This is a genomic window from Stutzerimonas stutzeri (genome assembly GCF_002890895.1).
GTDB lineage: Bacteria > Pseudomonadota > Gammaproteobacteria > Pseudomonadales > Pseudomonadaceae > Stutzerimonas > Stutzerimonas stutzeri_AB.
Map to the genome: position 1 here is coordinate 54,798 of NZ_POUL01000001.1, position 13,814 is coordinate 68,611.

Below are 13,814 nucleotides of genomic sequence, written 5' to 3' on the forward strand. Positions count from 1 at the left end.
GTGTCCCTGCGATGAAAAAACCAGACTAATGAGCCTAAGCGCAGTCAACGGAGTCGTCCAGCCGAACTCAGGGTCTTTGGGCACGGTCAATCCAGAAGCAGAGCCGCCCATGCTTCCACCTAACCAGGCCTCCGATGAAGACACGTTACCGACCCCTACTATGGACCTTGTTGTCGCTTGCACTGCTGTTGCTGGCGGTTCATCTAACGCTGCCCTACCTCGTCCTCAACTACCTGAACGGCAAGCTCGCCGATATGGGCGACTATCGCGGCCACATCGAAGACGTCGATCTGGCCTGGTGGCGTGGTGCCTATCGCCTGAACGATCTGGTGATAGAGAAAAAGAACGAGCAGGTCCAGGCGCCCTTGTTCACCACCCACGCCGTCGATATCGGCCTTAGCTGGACGGCGCTCTGGAGGGATCAAGCGCTGGTCGGGGAAATCATTCTTGCACAGCCGCACCTGAACTTCGTCGACGGTGAGAAAAAGGAAAGCTCGCAAACGGGCGATGGGGTCGATTGGCGTGATCGCCTCAATGAGCTGATGCCGTTCACGCTTAATGAACTGAAGGTTGTGAACGGGCAGGTCTCGTTTCGCAACTTTCAGGCAGACCCGCCCGTTCACGTCTATGCCAGTGCCATCAATGCCAGCCTCTTCAACCTGACCAATACTGCCAACCAGCAGCAGGGCCGCGTCGCACGCTTCGAAGGCACTGCTCAATTCTTCAACCAGGCCCCGATGGAAGCCAGCGCACAGTTCGATCCCTATACGGACTGGGAAGACTTCCAGTTCAGTTTGCGTGTGACAGGCGTCGAACTGACCAAATTGAATGATTTCAGCAACGCCTATGGAAGCTTTGACTTCGCTAGCGGTACCGGCGATCTGGTAATAGAAGCCGAGGCCAAGGACGCTCAGCTGGACGGTTATATCAAGCCGCTGCTGAGAAATGTCGAGGTATTCAATTTCAAGCAGGACGTTAGAAACGAAGACAAGGGATTCTTCCGTGGCATCTGGGAAGCGGTTGTCGGCGCCGGTGAGGAAGTGCTGCAGAACCAGCGCAAGGAGCAATTCGCTACGCGCGTTGAGCTGAATGGAAGTACTAAAAATGCCGATGTCAGCCCTTTCCAGGCCTTCGTTGCGATTCTCCGCAACGCCTTTGTCGAGGCCTTCTCAGCTCGTTTCGAGCGCTCACTTGGCGACGATGAGGGATAAGCGCGAACACCTATGGAACGGCTGCCCATTCAGTGACTGAATGATCCCCTCACGTTCACAGTCGCGCGTCCATCACTTATAGTCGGCCGTCTAACTAAACAGTAAGCGCCTGCGTGCCAGGCCCGATGCAAGGAAACTCCGATGAAGTTCGAAGGCACCCAGTCCTACGTCGCCACCGACGACCTGAAGCTTGCGGTGAACGCCGCCATTACACTGGAGCGTCCGCTTCTGGTGAAGGGCGAGCCGGGCACCGGGAAAACCATGCTGGCCGAGCAACTGGCGGAGTCATTTGGCGCGCAGTTGATCACCTGGCACATCAAATCCACCACCAAGGCGCATCAGGGCTTGTACGAATACGACGCGGTGAGCCGTCTGCGTGACTCGCAGCTGGACTCCGACCGCGTTCACGATGTACGCAACTACATCAAAAAGGGCAAGCTGTGGGAGGCATTCGAGTCAGAGCAGCGCGTCATCCTGCTGATCGACGAGATCGACAAGGCCGACATCGAGTTCCCTAACGACCTGCTGCAGGAACTCGACAAGATGGAGTTCTACGTTTACGAGACCAACGAAACCATCAAGGCCAAGCAGCGGCCCATCATCATCATTACCTCGAACAACGAGAAGGAACTGCCCGACGCCTTCCTGCGCCGCTGCTTCTTCCACTACATCGCTTTTCCCGATCGTGACACGCTGCAGCGGATCGTCGATGTGCACTACCCGAATATCAAGAAGGACCTGGTGGCCGAAGCGCTGGATGTGTTCTTTGATGTACGTAAGGTGCCAGGCTTGAAGAAGAAGCCGTCCACCAGCGAACTGGTCGACTGGCTGAAGCTGCTGATGGCCGACAACATTGGCGAGGCGGTCCTTCGCGAGCGCGATCCGACCAAGGCCATCCCGCCGCTAGCTGGGGCCCTGGTGAAAAACGAGCAGGATGTGCAGTTGCTTGAACGTCTGGCATTCATGAGTCGTCGCGCCAGCCGTTGACTGACGGCGTTCACACGAGCCGGACGCTTCACTTACTGGAGGAAGATCCATGCAAACGCATACCGGTAGTTGCCTCTGTGGCGTCGTTCGTTATCGCATCGATGCCCCGATCAACGAGCTGACCCATTGTCACTGCAAGATGTGTCGCAAAGCCCACGGTGCGGCTTTCGCCACTTATGCGAGCGTGCCGCTGGATGCGTTTCACTTTCTCTCCGGCAAGGATCAGCTGGGCGTTTATCACTCGTCCGACCATGTGACGCGGACGTTCTGCATTCGCTGCGGCTCCAACCTGCAATTCGTCGACAACCGCGAGCATGAGCTCGGCGTCGCAGCCGGCACGCTCGACTCGCCATTGCCCGCCCCGCCGCAGGCGCACATTTTCGTGCGCTCCAAGGCGGACTGGTATGAGATCCGAGACGGCCTGCCGACTCACGACGAAGATCTCTGAATCATTCATGAAAAGCTGCCGCCACGACCGGCAGCTCGAGGTTCTGCCATGTTGCTTGGCTTGTTCAATGAGATGCGCGCTGCAAAGGTTCCGGTATCGGTGCGCGAACTGCTCGATCTGATCAATGCGCTGAAACACAACGTCGTGTTCGCCGACATGGACGAGTTCTACTATCTGTCGCGTGCCATTCTGGTGAAGGACGAGCGACACTTCGACAAGTTCGATCGCGCCTTCGGCGCCTACTTCAAAGGTCTGGAAAATCTCGATCAACACATCGAAGCGTTGATTCCGGAAGAGTGGCTGCGCAAAGAGTTCGAGCGCTCGCTGAGCGATGAAGAGCGTGCCAAGATCGAGTCGCTAGGCGGCCTGGATAAGCTGATTGAGGAGTTCAAGAAGCGTCTCGAGGAGCAAAAAGGCAAACACGCGGGCGGCAACAAGTGGATCGGCACGGGCGGCACCAGCCCCTTCGGCTCCGGCGGTTACAACCCCGAGGGCATCCGGATTGGCGATGCGGGCAAGCGCCAGGGCAAGGCGGTCAAGGTGTGGGATCAGCGCGAGTACAAAAACCTCGACGACCAGGTCGAGCTGGGAACGCGCAACATCAAGGTTGCTCTGCGCCGTTTGCGCAAATTCGCCCGCCAAGGTGCGCAGGACGAACTGGACCTGGACGGCACCATCGACCACACCGCGAAGGACGGCGGCCTGCTGAACATCCAGATGCGCCCCGAGCGCCGCAATGCCGTAAAGCTGCTGATTCTGTTCGACATTGGCGGTTCGATGGATGCCCACGTGAAGGTTTGCGAGGAGCTATTTTCGGCCTGTAAGACCGAGTTCAAGCATCTCGAGTACTTCTACTTTCACAACTTCATCTACGAGTCAGTCTGGAAAAATAATTTCCGCCGCACCTCAGAACGCACCTCGACCCTCGATCTGCTGCACAAGTACGGCGCTGACTATAAGGTGGTGTTCGTCGGTGACGCGGCCATGGCACCTTACGAGATCACTCAGGCCGGAGGCAGTGTCGAACACTGGAACGAGGAAGCTGGCTACGTCTGGATGCAGCGCTTCATGGAGAAATACAAGAAGCTCATCTGGATCAATCCTTATCCGAAAGACACCTGGGGCTATACCTCATCGACCGGAATCGTCCGCGACTTAGTTGAAGACCGCATGTATCCGTTGACATTGAGCGGGCTGGAAGAAGGGATGAAGTTCCTGTCGAAATAGGCCGTTTCCGGTTAACTATTGCAAGGATGCAAGTAAATGAAACAGCGCTGGGCAATTGCCGCAGTAACCGGGTTTACGGCGCTCACCGCAGTTAGCGATCTCCGTTTGGTTATAGCGGTACTGCAGTCTGGCCACAACAGTTGGGCAGCCCCATCGCATGCATTCTTGCTAGGCAACGGAGGGATTCTTCCTGCCCTGTGGAAAATGTCGTTATCGATGACCGTGCTGGCGTGGTGGTTACGCGCCCTGCTGGTGCCAGCGCACCGCCCGTGGCTGCGAATTGCCAATGGGATTTTCGGCGGCTGGCAGCTCGCTCAAGTCACGCTGATATGGCTCGGGGTTATCGGAATCCTGCTGCATGTTGCAGAAATGCCCACGGCCCTTCGAAACGTGAAGCTGATTGTGAGAGATACCGACCTGCTGTGGATCATACCTCTGACGCTGTGCCTGCCTGCCGCTCAGCTCGGTCTAGGGGAGTGGGCGTACCGCGTTAGTAGGCGTGTCGAGTGAACTCAGGCGACCAATACTATCGCTTCGATGGAAGCGGGTTAGCCGTACGACGCCGGCATCGATTACGTTGTGGAAACAGCGCCTGGCGAAGCAGTACGAAGAGACTTTCGACGATCCAGGCGAGCAATAGCGCACAGCTCAGACCCCACGCGATCGCCTCAGGTGCCAATAACACCCGGAACCGATAGCCACTCCAGGCTTGCCGCCTGATCGCGCGGTCTGCGCCTATCAAAACGTGCCAAGCCTGCGCATACCAAGGCCCCTCCATGATCCGCCATTCGCGGTCGAGCAAACGCGCACGCTCGACCAACGCCGAAACACTGCGGGCGTCGCTCTGGATCACCGGATCTTCGCTGGCGCGGTAATGCTCGACCAGTGCGTTGAGGTCACCTTCGAAAAATTTCCCGGCGGTGTCCTGAAACCCTGCCAGGCCTTGGTGGGCCTCTAGGCGACGCGCCTCGACCTGATTAGCATAGGCCTCAATGAAGCCCGGTACCTGAACGCCGACGAGCAACCCGAGGGCGAACAAGGTAAGCCGCAAATAGCTTCGCAGCATCACTGCACCTGCCCGCGTGCGACGCACTCGCCCAACCGCCACAGCGTCCATTCGCCCGATTGATGGACGTCCCACTGTTCATTGTCGGTCAACGGCTCGGTCGCCAGCACGGTCACGACGTCGTTGGGCGTCGTCTCGGCGTTGAAATCCACCGTCAATTCGGCATCTTTCAGCTGAGCCGGGCCAAACGGCGCGCGACGGGTGATCTGCGCCAGCTTGGTTGAGCAGAAGCTGAACAACCATTCGCCGTTGCTGAGCAGACAGTTGAACACGCCCTTGGTCCGGTAACCGGCGCAGGCATCGAGCAGATGAGGGATCAGATCTTCCGCTGCGACTCGCTCGGGAAAGTCGCCGCGTATCTGATTGAGCAGGTCGCAAAATGCCGCTTCGCTGTCGGTATCCCCTACCGGCTGATAGAAGCCACGTGCTGGGCTGAAATCTGCTAGCTGCCCGTTGTGGGCAAAACACCAGTGCTGCCCCCATAGCTCACGCACGAAAGGATGCGTGTTGACCAGCGCGACCTTGCCCACATTGGCGTGGCGGATATGGCCGATCACCACATGACTTTTGATCAGATAGTGCTGGACCATCTTCGCCACTTCCGACTCGCAGCTCGCCACCGGATCCTGAAACAGCCGCAAACCGCGACCTTCATAAAACGCGATGCCCCAACCGTCCTTGTGTGGCCCAGTACGGCCACCGCGTTGCATCAGTCCGGTAAAACTGAAGTGGATGTCGGTCGGTACATTGGCGCTCATGCCGAGCAGTTCACACATGCGCTATCTCCCGATAGTTCCTGCTGCGCCTGGGGCGAGAAAGGTAGAGTCAGAGTCTGGGTTCGGTACGCGCCTGATAGCGGTTCGTTGGGCGGAGGTCCTCGTCATCGTCTTCCAGTCGCTCGCGCAGGGTACGAGGGTCCTCATGGCGCGATTGGCTCCCCTGCTGCTTCACTCGGCGTTCAAACAGCCAGCGTATGACCGCAAATATTGAGTAGATCGCGAATGCGACCAGTCCATAGAGCGCGAGGTCAGCCACGGCACGCCAGGCATTGCTGCCGACTTTGAAAAGCAGATCCAGCATGGTGATGGCGACCGCCGGGGCGAACAGCTCCTTGGCGGGGTCGACGATGGTCGGCGTCAGCAGCAGCACAGCAACAATCAGCCGCAACGGTTCGCGCAACCATCGCCACATAGGGCGAGTAATGCGCATCCAGACCAGCAGACAGCCCAGCGCGGCGACTCCGTAGGCAGACCAGGCGAGCAGATATTCATTGGCGAGTAGGAACATAACGATCTCTGTACAGACCGGAGGAAGCACCGGCATTAACGGCGGACATGATAACAGTGGTGAACCGCGGCACGGCTAGCCACCTGATGCGATGCACGCTGGCCATTACGCATCCAACGCCGTATAAACCCTGAAAAAAAACGCGTCGCAGCCCACACCGCGTGCCTAGAAGCCATACTTGTAGCAACCGACACTTCAGGAGATTCACCATGATCTACCAGCATATTCTGGTCGCCACCGACCTGAACGACGACTGTCACCCGGTGGTAGCGCGCGCCCAGGCGCTGGCGACAGCCAGCGGCGCGAAACTGGCGTTGGTCCATGTCATCGAGCCCATGGCCATGGCTTTCGGCGGAGATGTGCCGATGGATCTTTCAATGCTGCAACAGCAGCAGTTCGATCAGGCCCGCGAGCGCCTGGCCGTATTCGCTGACCGCTACCCTGAGCTTACCGCGGACCAACGCCACCTGGCTTACGGCCAGCCCCGCCAGGAGGTGCACCGGCTGGCCAAGGAGCAAGGGTGCGATCTGGTCGTGGTCGGCAGCCATGGCCGCCATGGCCTGGCTTTGCTGCTCGGCTCAACCTCCAATGACATCCTTCACGGTGCGCCCTGCGATGTGCTTGCCGTGCGCCTGAAAAAACCCGAGTGAGCCCTCGAAACGGCCTGAACCGAGATCCGATTCAGGCCGTTTCGACGTTCTCATTGGCGCTCATCACCAATGGTCGGATCTTCTGCAGCTGGGTTTCCAGTGAATAGGTCAGGCTCGATGCCATTGAAAAAAAGGTCAGAAAGGCCTTGAGATTGGAGTCACCATGGCAGGTGTCATGGATACGCTGCCAGAACGCTTGGTTGACCAGCTGCAACTGCTGAAATGAGCGCACCAGTCCGCGCAGTTCCCAGTCGGCATGCCGCCCCTCGCGCAGATTGAAATACTGTTGCGCCAGATACAGTGATACAGCACGCAACACGAACTCCTGGTTGCTGGCGAACGGCAAGTGCTGATGGGCCATCGGTTTGAGCCGGCCGAGCACCGGGCAGGCGCTGGTGGCCATGATGACGCCAAGTAACGCTCGCAGGCCCTCCTCCAATCCCACCAGTTTGTTGTATTCCCGCTCCGGCGTGCGAACGCGCACATGCGCCTTGCGGATGGCGGGCAGGCCCTGGAAGTCTTCGATTACCTGATGCAGGTCGACCGCAGCCGGGCAATGACTGTGCTGGTCGCGCTTCAGCGGACAGTTGTTGCACTGCTGATGATCCAAACGCGTCCACTTGGGCGCTTGTTTCGCGGCCTCGTGATCAAAGGCACGGTCCAGCTCGATCCGGTAACTGAATTCGTGCTCATCGTCGAGGATGATGCGGTATTCGATAGCCATCTATGCTCCGTCCAATGCTGCCAGATGTTCCGTTCAACTAGGTTCCGTCAATCAGCCGGACGTTTCATGCCGCATGCGCCGAGGCTGTACGCGGCTTTTTCCGGGCATGCCGAAGCAGAAGCCGCCCGGCGTTTCAGCCTTCCAGCTCAGCCCAACGCTCTAGCAACTCATCAAGCTCTCGTTGCATCGCCTCAAGCTTCGCTATCGTTTCGCCGGTACGCTCGGCGCTCTTCTGGTAGAAGGTCGGCTGCGCCATCTCCTCCTGCAGCCCGGCGATACTCTTTTCGGCAGCATCGATCTTTCCTGGTAGCGCCTCGAGTTCGCGCTGAACCTTGTAACTCAGTTTCTTCTTCGCCGGAACGGGTTCGGCAGGTCTGGGTGCAGCCGCCGTGGTCGCCTCGGATTTGCTTTCCTTACCGTCTTTCGCCTCACCGACGCCGAGCAGCTTTACCGAGCCGCCCTGGCGCAGCCAATCCTGATAGCCACCGACATACTCACGAACCACGCCGTTGCCTTCGAACACCAGTGTGCTGGTCACCACGTTATCGAGGAATGCCCGGTCGTGGCTGACCATCAATACCGTGCCCTGGAATCCCAGCAGGACTTCCTCAAGAAGCTCGAGCGTTTCCACATCCAGATCGTTAGTGGGTTCGTCCAGGACCAGCAGGTTGGCGGGTTTGCTGAACAACTTAGCCAGCAAGAGCCGTGCCCGCTCGCCGCCCGAGAGCGCCTTGACAGGCGTGCGAGCGCGCTGAGGGCTGAACAGGAAATCCCCGAGGTAACTCAGGACATGTCGGTTCTGGCCATCGATGGTGATGAAATCGCGCCCCTCGGCTACGTTGTCGACCACGGTCTTTTCCAGCTCCAGCTGGTGACGCAGTTGGTCGAAATATGCCACTTCCAGCTTGGTCCCGGCTTCTACCGTACCGCTGGTTGGCTGCAGATCACCCAGCAGAAGTTTCAGCAACGTGGTCTTGCCGGTGCCATTGGCGCCGAGCAAACCGATACGGTCACCGCGCTGCAGCACCATGGAGAAATCACGAATCAGCGACTCACCGCCAGGATGGGCAAAGCTCGCATGCTCCACGACGATGACCTGCTTGCCGGACTTTTCAGCCGCATCAATCTGGAGATTGGCTTTGCCCTGGTGTTCGCGACGTTCGCTGCGTTCAGCACGCAGCGCTTTCAGCGCGCGCACGCGGCCTTCGTTGCGGGTACGGCGCGCCTTGATACCCTGACGAATCCACACTTCTTCCTGGGCGAGCTTCTTGTCGAACAGCGCATTGGCGGTTTCTTCAGCTGCCAGTTGCTGCTCCTTGTGTACCAGAAAGCTCGCGTAGTCGCCGTTCCAGTCGATCATGTGTCCACGATCAAGCTCCAGAATTCGGGTTGCCAGGTTCTGCAGGAATGCCCGGTCGTGGGTGATGAACAATACTGCACCATTGAAGCCGGTGAGCGCCTCTTCCAACCACGCAATGGCGCCGATATCCAAGTGGTTGGTCGGCTCATCGAGCAGCAGCAGATCCGGCTCGGACACCAGCGCCTGTGCCAGCAGCACGCGCCGGCGCCATCCACCGGACAATTCGGCCAGGGTCTTATCAGCTGGCAGTTGCAAGCGGCTCAGGGTGCTGTCGACTAGCTGCTGCAAGCGCCAACCATCTTTGGCTTCGAGCTCCTGCTGGACGTGCATGAGCTTATCGAGGTCAGCCTCGTTCTGAATGTTCTGGCTCAGGTGATGATAATCAGCGAGCAGCTGCCCCACGCCCGCGAGCCCCTCGGCCACGACATCGAATACGGTGCGCTCATCGGCGACCGGCAGCTCCTGAGGCAGCTCGCCGATTTTCAGTCCTGGCGCACGCCAGATCTCGCCGTCGTCCGGCAGCTGGCTGCCCTTGACCAGGCTGAGCATGCTGGATTTTCCGGTGCCGTTACGGCCGATAATGCACACCCGCTCACCCCGCGCAATCTGCCAGGACACTCCATCGAGCAATGGATTGTTGCCGTAGGCGAGGGACACATCGGTCAACTTGAGCAGGGTCATGGCTATCTCCGGAAAACAGGGCGCGCATTCTAGCAGAAGGCAACGGTCCGTCGGGCTCTGACGAACGCCAATCAACCTGCTTGAGGACAGGTCATCGCCGACGTTTTCAGCCTCTATCAGAGGGGGTCGGGGCAGTCTGGAACGAACGATGGCATGACGCTCGTCGGAAGTTTCGCTTTGACGCTTTCCAGCGCTTAATCCTCATTTAACTGCTGGGCCGGCCAAGCTAAGCTAGCCCCAAGAAATCCCCCTCCGTACCCCCGTTTTCGGAAGTCTCATGCGCGGTCGACTCTCCAGTGTCTGTTTGTGCCTTTTCTTCACCGTCGTCACCCTCGAAACCACTCAAGCCGCGAGCCTGCAGCAGCAGCGTCAGTTCTACGACGAAGCCAAGCGGGCATTGGCCAAGGGCGATAGCGGGCCCTACCGGCGTTATGCCAACGCGCTGCGCGATTATCCGCTCGAGCCCTATCTGGCATATGACGAACTGACCGCACGGTTGAAAACCGCCAGCAACGACGAGGTGGAAAAATTTCTCGCCGAGCACGGAGATCTGCCACAGGCGAGCTGGATGAAGCTTCGCTGGCTGCGACTGCTGGCTGCACGTGGCGACTGGCGCCCCTTCGTCGCCTACTACGATCCAAAGATGAATTTCACCGAGCTCGACTGCCTGTATGGTCAGTACCAGCTCATCAGCGGGCAGAAAGAACAGGGCTATGCCACCGCCGAAAAGCTCTGGCTGGTCGGCAAGTCCCAGCACAACGCCTGCGATGCCTTGTTCGAGCGCTGGGAAGACGCGGGTCAGCTGACCGAGGACCTGCGCTGGAAGCGCGCCAAACTGGCGGTCGAGAGCGGCAACTATGGCCTGGCCAAGTTCCTGATCAAAAGTCTACCGACGCTGAAAGCGCAGGGAGAACTGCTGATCGATGTCGCGCAGAAGCCACAGCTGCTCAGCCAGCCCGAGCGCTTTTCACCGGCCACCGAAACCATGGGTGATATCGTCTCGATAGGCTTGCGCCGGCTGGCCCGTGCAAACCCGGAGCAAGCCCTTGGACTGCTCGACAGTTACGCCAGGCGGATGTCGTTCTCGGCGGAGGAGAAGGTCTCCATTGCGCGCCAGATTGGCCTTACGCTCGCCAAGCGTTTCGATCCCCGCGCGCTGAAAATCATGGCCGAGTACGACCCAGAACTGCGTGATGACACCGTCAGCGAATGGCGGGCTCGGCTGTTGCTGCGCCTGGGCCGCTGGGATGACGTCTATGCGCTGACTCAGCGGTTCCCCGAAGAACTCGCCAACAGCAATCGCTGGCGTTATTGGAAGGCACGCAGCCTAGAACTGGCAAAGCCTAACGAAAAGCAAGCCATCGAGCTCTACCAGCCGGTTGCCGGGGAGCGTGACTTTTACGGTTTCCTTTCGGCAGACCGCATCCAGGCGCCCTACAAGCTCAACCATCAACCGCTCGCACTCGACCCGAAACTGGTACAGAAGGTTCGCAATACCGCTGGTATTCGCCGCGCCATGGAATTCCATGCGCGAGGGCAGATCGTCGACGGACGCCGCGAGTGGTATCACGTAAGTCGCCTGTTCAGCCGCGATGAACTGGTCGCCCAGGCGAGACTGGCCTATGAATTGGAATGGTACTTCCCGGCCATCCGCACCATCAGCCAGGCGAAGTATTGGGACGACCTGGACATCCGTTTCCCCATGGCACATCGCAGCAGCCTGGTGAACGCCGCGAAGGCGCGTGAGATTCACCCGAGTTGGGTATTTGCGATCACTCGCCAGGAAAGCGCATTCATGGCCGATGCCCGCTCTCACGTAGGTGCCTCGGGCCTAATGCAGCTGATGCCGGCTACCGCGAAAGAAACCGCCAGGCGCTTTGGCATTCCGTTGGCGTCGCCCCAGCAAGTGCTCAACCCCAACGTCAATATCCAGCTAGGTGCTGCCTATCTCAGCCAGATCTATGGTCAGTTCAACGGGAATCGGGTGCTAGCCTCGGCTGCCTACAACGCCGGTCCTGGGCGCGTTCGACAGTGGCTGAAGAATGCTCAACATCTGCCGTTTGACGTCTGGGTCGAAAATATTCCGTTCGATGAAACCCGCCAGTACGTGCAAAACGTCCTGACCTATTCGGTCATCTACGGGCAGAAACTCAATTCGCCGCAACCGCTGGTTGAATGGCACGAGCGCTACTTCGACAGTCAGCGATAGGCTGCGGATCCGACTTGATGAGCTGCGGCATGCGCCGCAGCCTTCAAATCGCCCGTCTTAGCCGTAGCGCCATTTTTGAGAGATTAGCGTTGTTCTGGCTACGCCTGCTCGAGCACTTCAACGGGCATACCAACCTGCAACAAGCCAGTGCCTTCGGCGATCAGATTCTGACCGAAGAACACGCCACCCTCCCCCTTGCGGTAGCCCATCAGCGTAGCCAGCGGCTCGCGATCAGGGTTGCGCTCCCCGCTAAGGGGGTCGATGGTCGGAATGATGCAGCGCGAGCAGGGCTTGACCACGCGGAATGTCAGATAACCGATGCGGATGCGCCGCCAGCCATCTTCTGCGTAAGGCGCCGCCCCGGCAATCACCAGATTCGGCCGAAATCGGCGCGCGTCAAGCAACTGTCCGACTCGCGCCGATAGGTCGTCGAGTGACCGCTGGCCAATCAGAAGGAAGGGGAAACCATCACTGAACGCTGTGCGTTCACCTGGCCGTGCGTAGTCCTGATCGACCTGGATGCCACGCGAAGTCGGCAAATGCACCAGACGACAGGGATGACCAAGCAGCCGCGTCAGCCATCCAGCCGCAGCGTCACCCGCATCGGGTACCCGTACACTCTCGCGCCAGATCAGCACGCCACGCTCAACGCCGCCTTGCTCCGGAACCGCCACACGCAACGCATCCATCCCTGGCGCTGTCAACAGCAGCGCCGCATCGCCCTGCCAGCGGGCATCCAACAGGGCCATGCGTGGCAGCATTCGCTGGGTCAGGAATTTCCCGCTTGCAGCGTCCACTACCATCCAGCGCCGGTCACCGCACAAGCCAAGCTCGTCGCATCGTTCATGCTCCAGTAGCTCAGCCGAACCGGACTTGAGCGGAAAACGATACAGCGAGGCAAGGTGCATGCTGGGCCCTCTATTGGTCGATCAGGTCAGTGTTTTTCGTCCAGCAACAAACGTTCGCGGACGACGTCGACCAGTTTCTCCGGCTGAAACTTGGAAAGGAAGTTGTCGCAGCCGACTTTTTGCACCATAGCCAGGTTGAAGCTGCCAGAAAGCGACGTATGCAATACCACGTAGAGATCGCGCAGGCGAGGGTCGTTGCGGATCTCAGTGGTGAGACGGTAGCCGTCCATCTCCGGCATTTCGGCGTCGGTGAAGACCATGAGCAGTCGATCGGTGAGCACTTCACCGCTATCCGCCCAGGCCTTCAGCTTGTTCAAGCCCTTCATGCCGTCGCTGGCGGAATGAACCGTGATACCCAGCTGGCTCAGGGTTTCACGCAGTTGCGCCAAGGCCACAGTCGAATCGTCTACGCAGAGGACCTCACGCCCCCTGGCACGCTCAAGCACCGGATCGGTCAAACGCTCCGGTGCGATGCTGGTGTTGTACGGAACGATCTCGGCCAGGACCTTTTCCACGTCGATCACTTCGACCAGCTTATCCTCGACTTTGGTAATTGCAGTGAGATAGTGCTGCCGTCCCGCAGTAGTCGGCGGCGGTAGCACCTCCTCCCAGTTGAGGTTGAGGATGCGATCCACACCGCCGACCAGAAAGGCCTGAATCGAGCGGTTGTATTCGGTCACGATGATGGTACTGCTTTCATCCGGTACCAACGGCCGCAAGCCTATGGCTCGCGACAGGTCGATGACCGGCAAGGTCTGCCCGCGAAGGTTCACAACGCCGCACACCGAGCCGTGGCGGTGCGGCATCAGTGTCATCTTCGGCAGCTGCACAACCTCTTGCACCTTGAACACGTTGATCGCGAACTGTTGCCGTCCGGAAAGACGGAACATGAGAATTTCCAGACGGTTCTGCCCCACCAATCGGGTGCGTTGATCGACTGACTCTAGAATGCCGGCCATTGCGGGCTCCTTTGGCGAATAGGGACTAAGGAGCTATCGGCCGCAAACGTCCGGGCTTTATCCACCGGCAATAGAATTTATCTCCCGCCCGCATGCC

General features: G+C 58.9%; 14 protein-coding genes. 7 read left to right on the forward strand and 7 right to left on the reverse strand.

Annotation, left to right across the window (positions count from 1 at the left end; translation table 11 throughout):
* Positions 1 to 134 precede the first annotated feature (134 nt).
* The 5 genes from CXK96_RS00280 to CXK96_RS00300 all read left to right on the forward strand — a co-directional run bounded on the left by CXK96_RS00280 (position 135) and on the right by CXK96_RS00300 (position 4,383).
* The gene (locus CXK96_RS00280) at positions 135 to 1,211 is read left to right on the forward strand and encodes a DUF748 domain-containing protein (RefSeq protein WP_102834529.1); all 1,077 of its coding nucleotides are present in this window, start codon (positions 135 to 137) and stop codon (positions 1,209 to 1,211) included.
* A gap of 141 nt (positions 1,212 to 1,352) precedes the next feature.
* Positions 1,353 to 2,198 carry an AAA family ATPase gene (locus CXK96_RS00285; protein WP_019341637.1) on the forward strand — a complete coding sequence of 282 codons (846 nt, stop codon included), beginning with the start codon at positions 1,353 to 1,355 and terminating at the stop codon, positions 2,196 to 2,198.
* A gap of 49 nt (positions 2,199 to 2,247) precedes the next feature.
* On the forward strand, positions 2,248 to 2,646 hold the full coding sequence (locus CXK96_RS00290; protein ID WP_102834530.1) for a GFA family protein: 399 nt from the start codon (positions 2,248 to 2,250) through the stop codon (positions 2,644 to 2,646).
* A gap of 48 nt (positions 2,647 to 2,694) precedes the next feature.
* Positions 2,695 to 3,873 carry a vWA domain-containing protein gene (locus CXK96_RS00295; RefSeq protein WP_102834531.1) on the forward strand — a complete coding sequence of 393 codons (1,179 nt, stop codon included), beginning with the start codon at positions 2,695 to 2,697 and terminating at the stop codon, positions 3,871 to 3,873.
* Positions 3,874 to 3,909: 36 nt separating this feature from the next.
* Positions 3,910 to 4,383: a hypothetical protein gene (locus CXK96_RS00300; protein WP_102834532.1), complete on the forward strand. Its 474-nt coding sequence runs from the start codon at positions 3,910 to 3,912 to the stop codon at positions 4,381 to 4,383.
* Between the two features lie 16 nt (positions 4,384 to 4,399).
* On the opposite strand, the gene CXK96_RS00305 is transcribed toward CXK96_RS00300, so the two are convergent.
* The 3 genes from CXK96_RS00305 to CXK96_RS00315 are packed head-to-tail and all read right to left on the reverse strand — an operon-like array spanning position 4,400 to position 6,226.
* Entirely contained in the window at positions 4,400 to 4,939 is a 540-nt protein-coding gene (locus CXK96_RS00305; RefSeq protein ID WP_102834533.1) for a DUF2937 family protein, read from the reverse strand.
* Entirely contained in the window at positions 4,939 to 5,715 is a 777-nt protein-coding gene (locus CXK96_RS00310) for a class II glutamine amidotransferase (RefSeq protein ID WP_102834534.1), read from the reverse strand. Before CXK96_RS00310 ends, CXK96_RS00305 begins: the two co-directional genes overlap by 1 nt.
* 49 nt (positions 5,716 to 5,764) lie before the next feature.
* Positions 5,765 to 6,226: an MFS transporter gene (locus CXK96_RS00315; protein WP_102834535.1), complete on the reverse strand. Its 462-nt coding sequence runs from the start codon at positions 6,224 to 6,226 to the stop codon at positions 5,765 to 5,767.
* Between the two features lie 209 nt (positions 6,227 to 6,435).
* Between CXK96_RS00315 and CXK96_RS00320 the strand changes: the two genes are divergently transcribed.
* Positions 6,436 to 6,876 carry a universal stress protein gene (locus tag CXK96_RS00320; protein ID WP_102834536.1) on the forward strand — a complete coding sequence of 147 codons (441 nt, stop codon included), beginning with the start codon at positions 6,436 to 6,438 and terminating at the stop codon, positions 6,874 to 6,876.
* 31 nt (positions 6,877 to 6,907) lie between these two features.
* Here CXK96_RS00320 and CXK96_RS00325 read toward each other — a convergent pair whose 3' ends face one another.
* A complete protein-coding gene (locus tag CXK96_RS00325) occupies positions 6,908 to 7,600 on the reverse strand; it encodes a DUF6901 family protein (RefSeq protein ID WP_102834537.1) in 693 nt (230 codons plus the stop codon).
* Between the two features lie 133 nt (positions 7,601 to 7,733).
* A complete protein-coding gene (locus CXK96_RS00330) occupies positions 7,734 to 9,641 on the reverse strand; it encodes an ATP-binding cassette domain-containing protein (protein WP_102834538.1) in 1,908 nt (635 codons plus the stop codon).
* 277 nt (positions 9,642 to 9,918) lie between these two features.
* Between CXK96_RS00330 and CXK96_RS00335 the strand changes: the two genes are divergently transcribed.
* The gene (locus CXK96_RS00335; RefSeq protein WP_102834539.1) at positions 9,919 to 11,850 is read left to right on the forward strand and encodes a transglycosylase SLT domain-containing protein; all 1,932 of its coding nucleotides are present in this window, start codon (positions 9,919 to 9,921) and stop codon (positions 11,848 to 11,850) included.
* A gap of 98 nt (positions 11,851 to 11,948) precedes the next feature.
* Here the strand turns inward: CXK96_RS00335 and CXK96_RS00340 are convergent, their stop codons facing one another.
* Both CXK96_RS00340 and CXK96_RS00345 read right to left on the reverse strand, forming a co-directional pair.
* A complete protein-coding gene (locus tag CXK96_RS00340; RefSeq protein WP_102834540.1) occupies positions 11,949 to 12,758 on the reverse strand; it encodes an MOSC domain-containing protein in 810 nt (269 codons plus the stop codon).
* A gap of 26 nt (positions 12,759 to 12,784) precedes the next feature.
* On the reverse strand, positions 12,785 to 13,717 hold the full coding sequence (locus tag CXK96_RS00345) for a chemotaxis protein CheV (RefSeq protein ID WP_102834541.1): 933 nt from the start codon (positions 13,715 to 13,717) through the stop codon (positions 12,785 to 12,787).
* Between the last annotated feature and the right edge of the window lie 97 nt (positions 13,718 to 13,814).

Bases quoted from the DNA above. Each gene is read 5' to 3' on its own strand.
- CXK96_RS00295 (WP_102834531.1), top strand. From the start codon at position 2,695: ATGTTGCTTGGCTTGTTCAATGAGATGCGCGCTGCAAAGGTTCCGGTA.
- CXK96_RS00325 (WP_102834537.1), bottom strand. From the start codon at position 7,600: ATGGCTATCGAATACCGCATCATCCTCGACGATGAGCACGAATTCAGT.
- CXK96_RS00335 (WP_102834539.1), top strand. From the start codon at position 9,919: ATGCGCGGTCGACTCTCCAGTGTCTGTTTGTGCCTTTTCTTCACCGTC.
- CXK96_RS00330 (WP_102834538.1), bottom strand. From the start codon at position 9,641: ATGACCCTGCTCAAGTTGACCGATGTGTCCCTCGCCTACGGCAACAAT.
- CXK96_RS00320 (WP_102834536.1), top strand. From the start codon at position 6,436: ATGATCTACCAGCATATTCTGGTCGCCACCGACCTGAACGACGACTGT.
- CXK96_RS00290 (WP_102834530.1), top strand. From the start codon at position 2,248: ATGCAAACGCATACCGGTAGTTGCCTCTGTGGCGTCGTTCGTTATCGC.
- CXK96_RS00285 (WP_019341637.1), top strand. From the start codon at position 1,353: ATGAAGTTCGAAGGCACCCAGTCCTACGTCGCCACCGACGACCTGAAG.
- CXK96_RS00340 (WP_102834540.1), bottom strand. From the start codon at position 12,758: ATGCACCTTGCCTCGCTGTATCGTTTTCCGCTCAAGTCCGGTTCGGCT.
- CXK96_RS00315 (WP_102834535.1), bottom strand. From the start codon at position 6,226: ATGTTCCTACTCGCCAATGAATATCTGCTCGCCTGGTCTGCCTACGGA.
- CXK96_RS00345 (WP_102834541.1), bottom strand. From the start codon at position 13,717: ATGGCCGGCATTCTAGAGTCAGTCGATCAACGCACCCGATTGGTGGGG.
- CXK96_RS00280 (WP_102834529.1), top strand. From the start codon at position 135: ATGAAGACACGTTACCGACCCCTACTATGGACCTTGTTGTCGCTTGCA.
- CXK96_RS00305 (WP_102834533.1), bottom strand. From the start codon at position 4,939: ATGCTGCGAAGCTATTTGCGGCTTACCTTGTTCGCCCTCGGGTTGCTC.
- CXK96_RS00300 (WP_102834532.1), top strand. From the start codon at position 3,910: ATGAAACAGCGCTGGGCAATTGCCGCAGTAACCGGGTTTACGGCGCTC.
- CXK96_RS00310 (WP_102834534.1), bottom strand. From the start codon at position 5,715: ATGTGTGAACTGCTCGGCATGAGCGCCAATGTACCGACCGACATCCAC.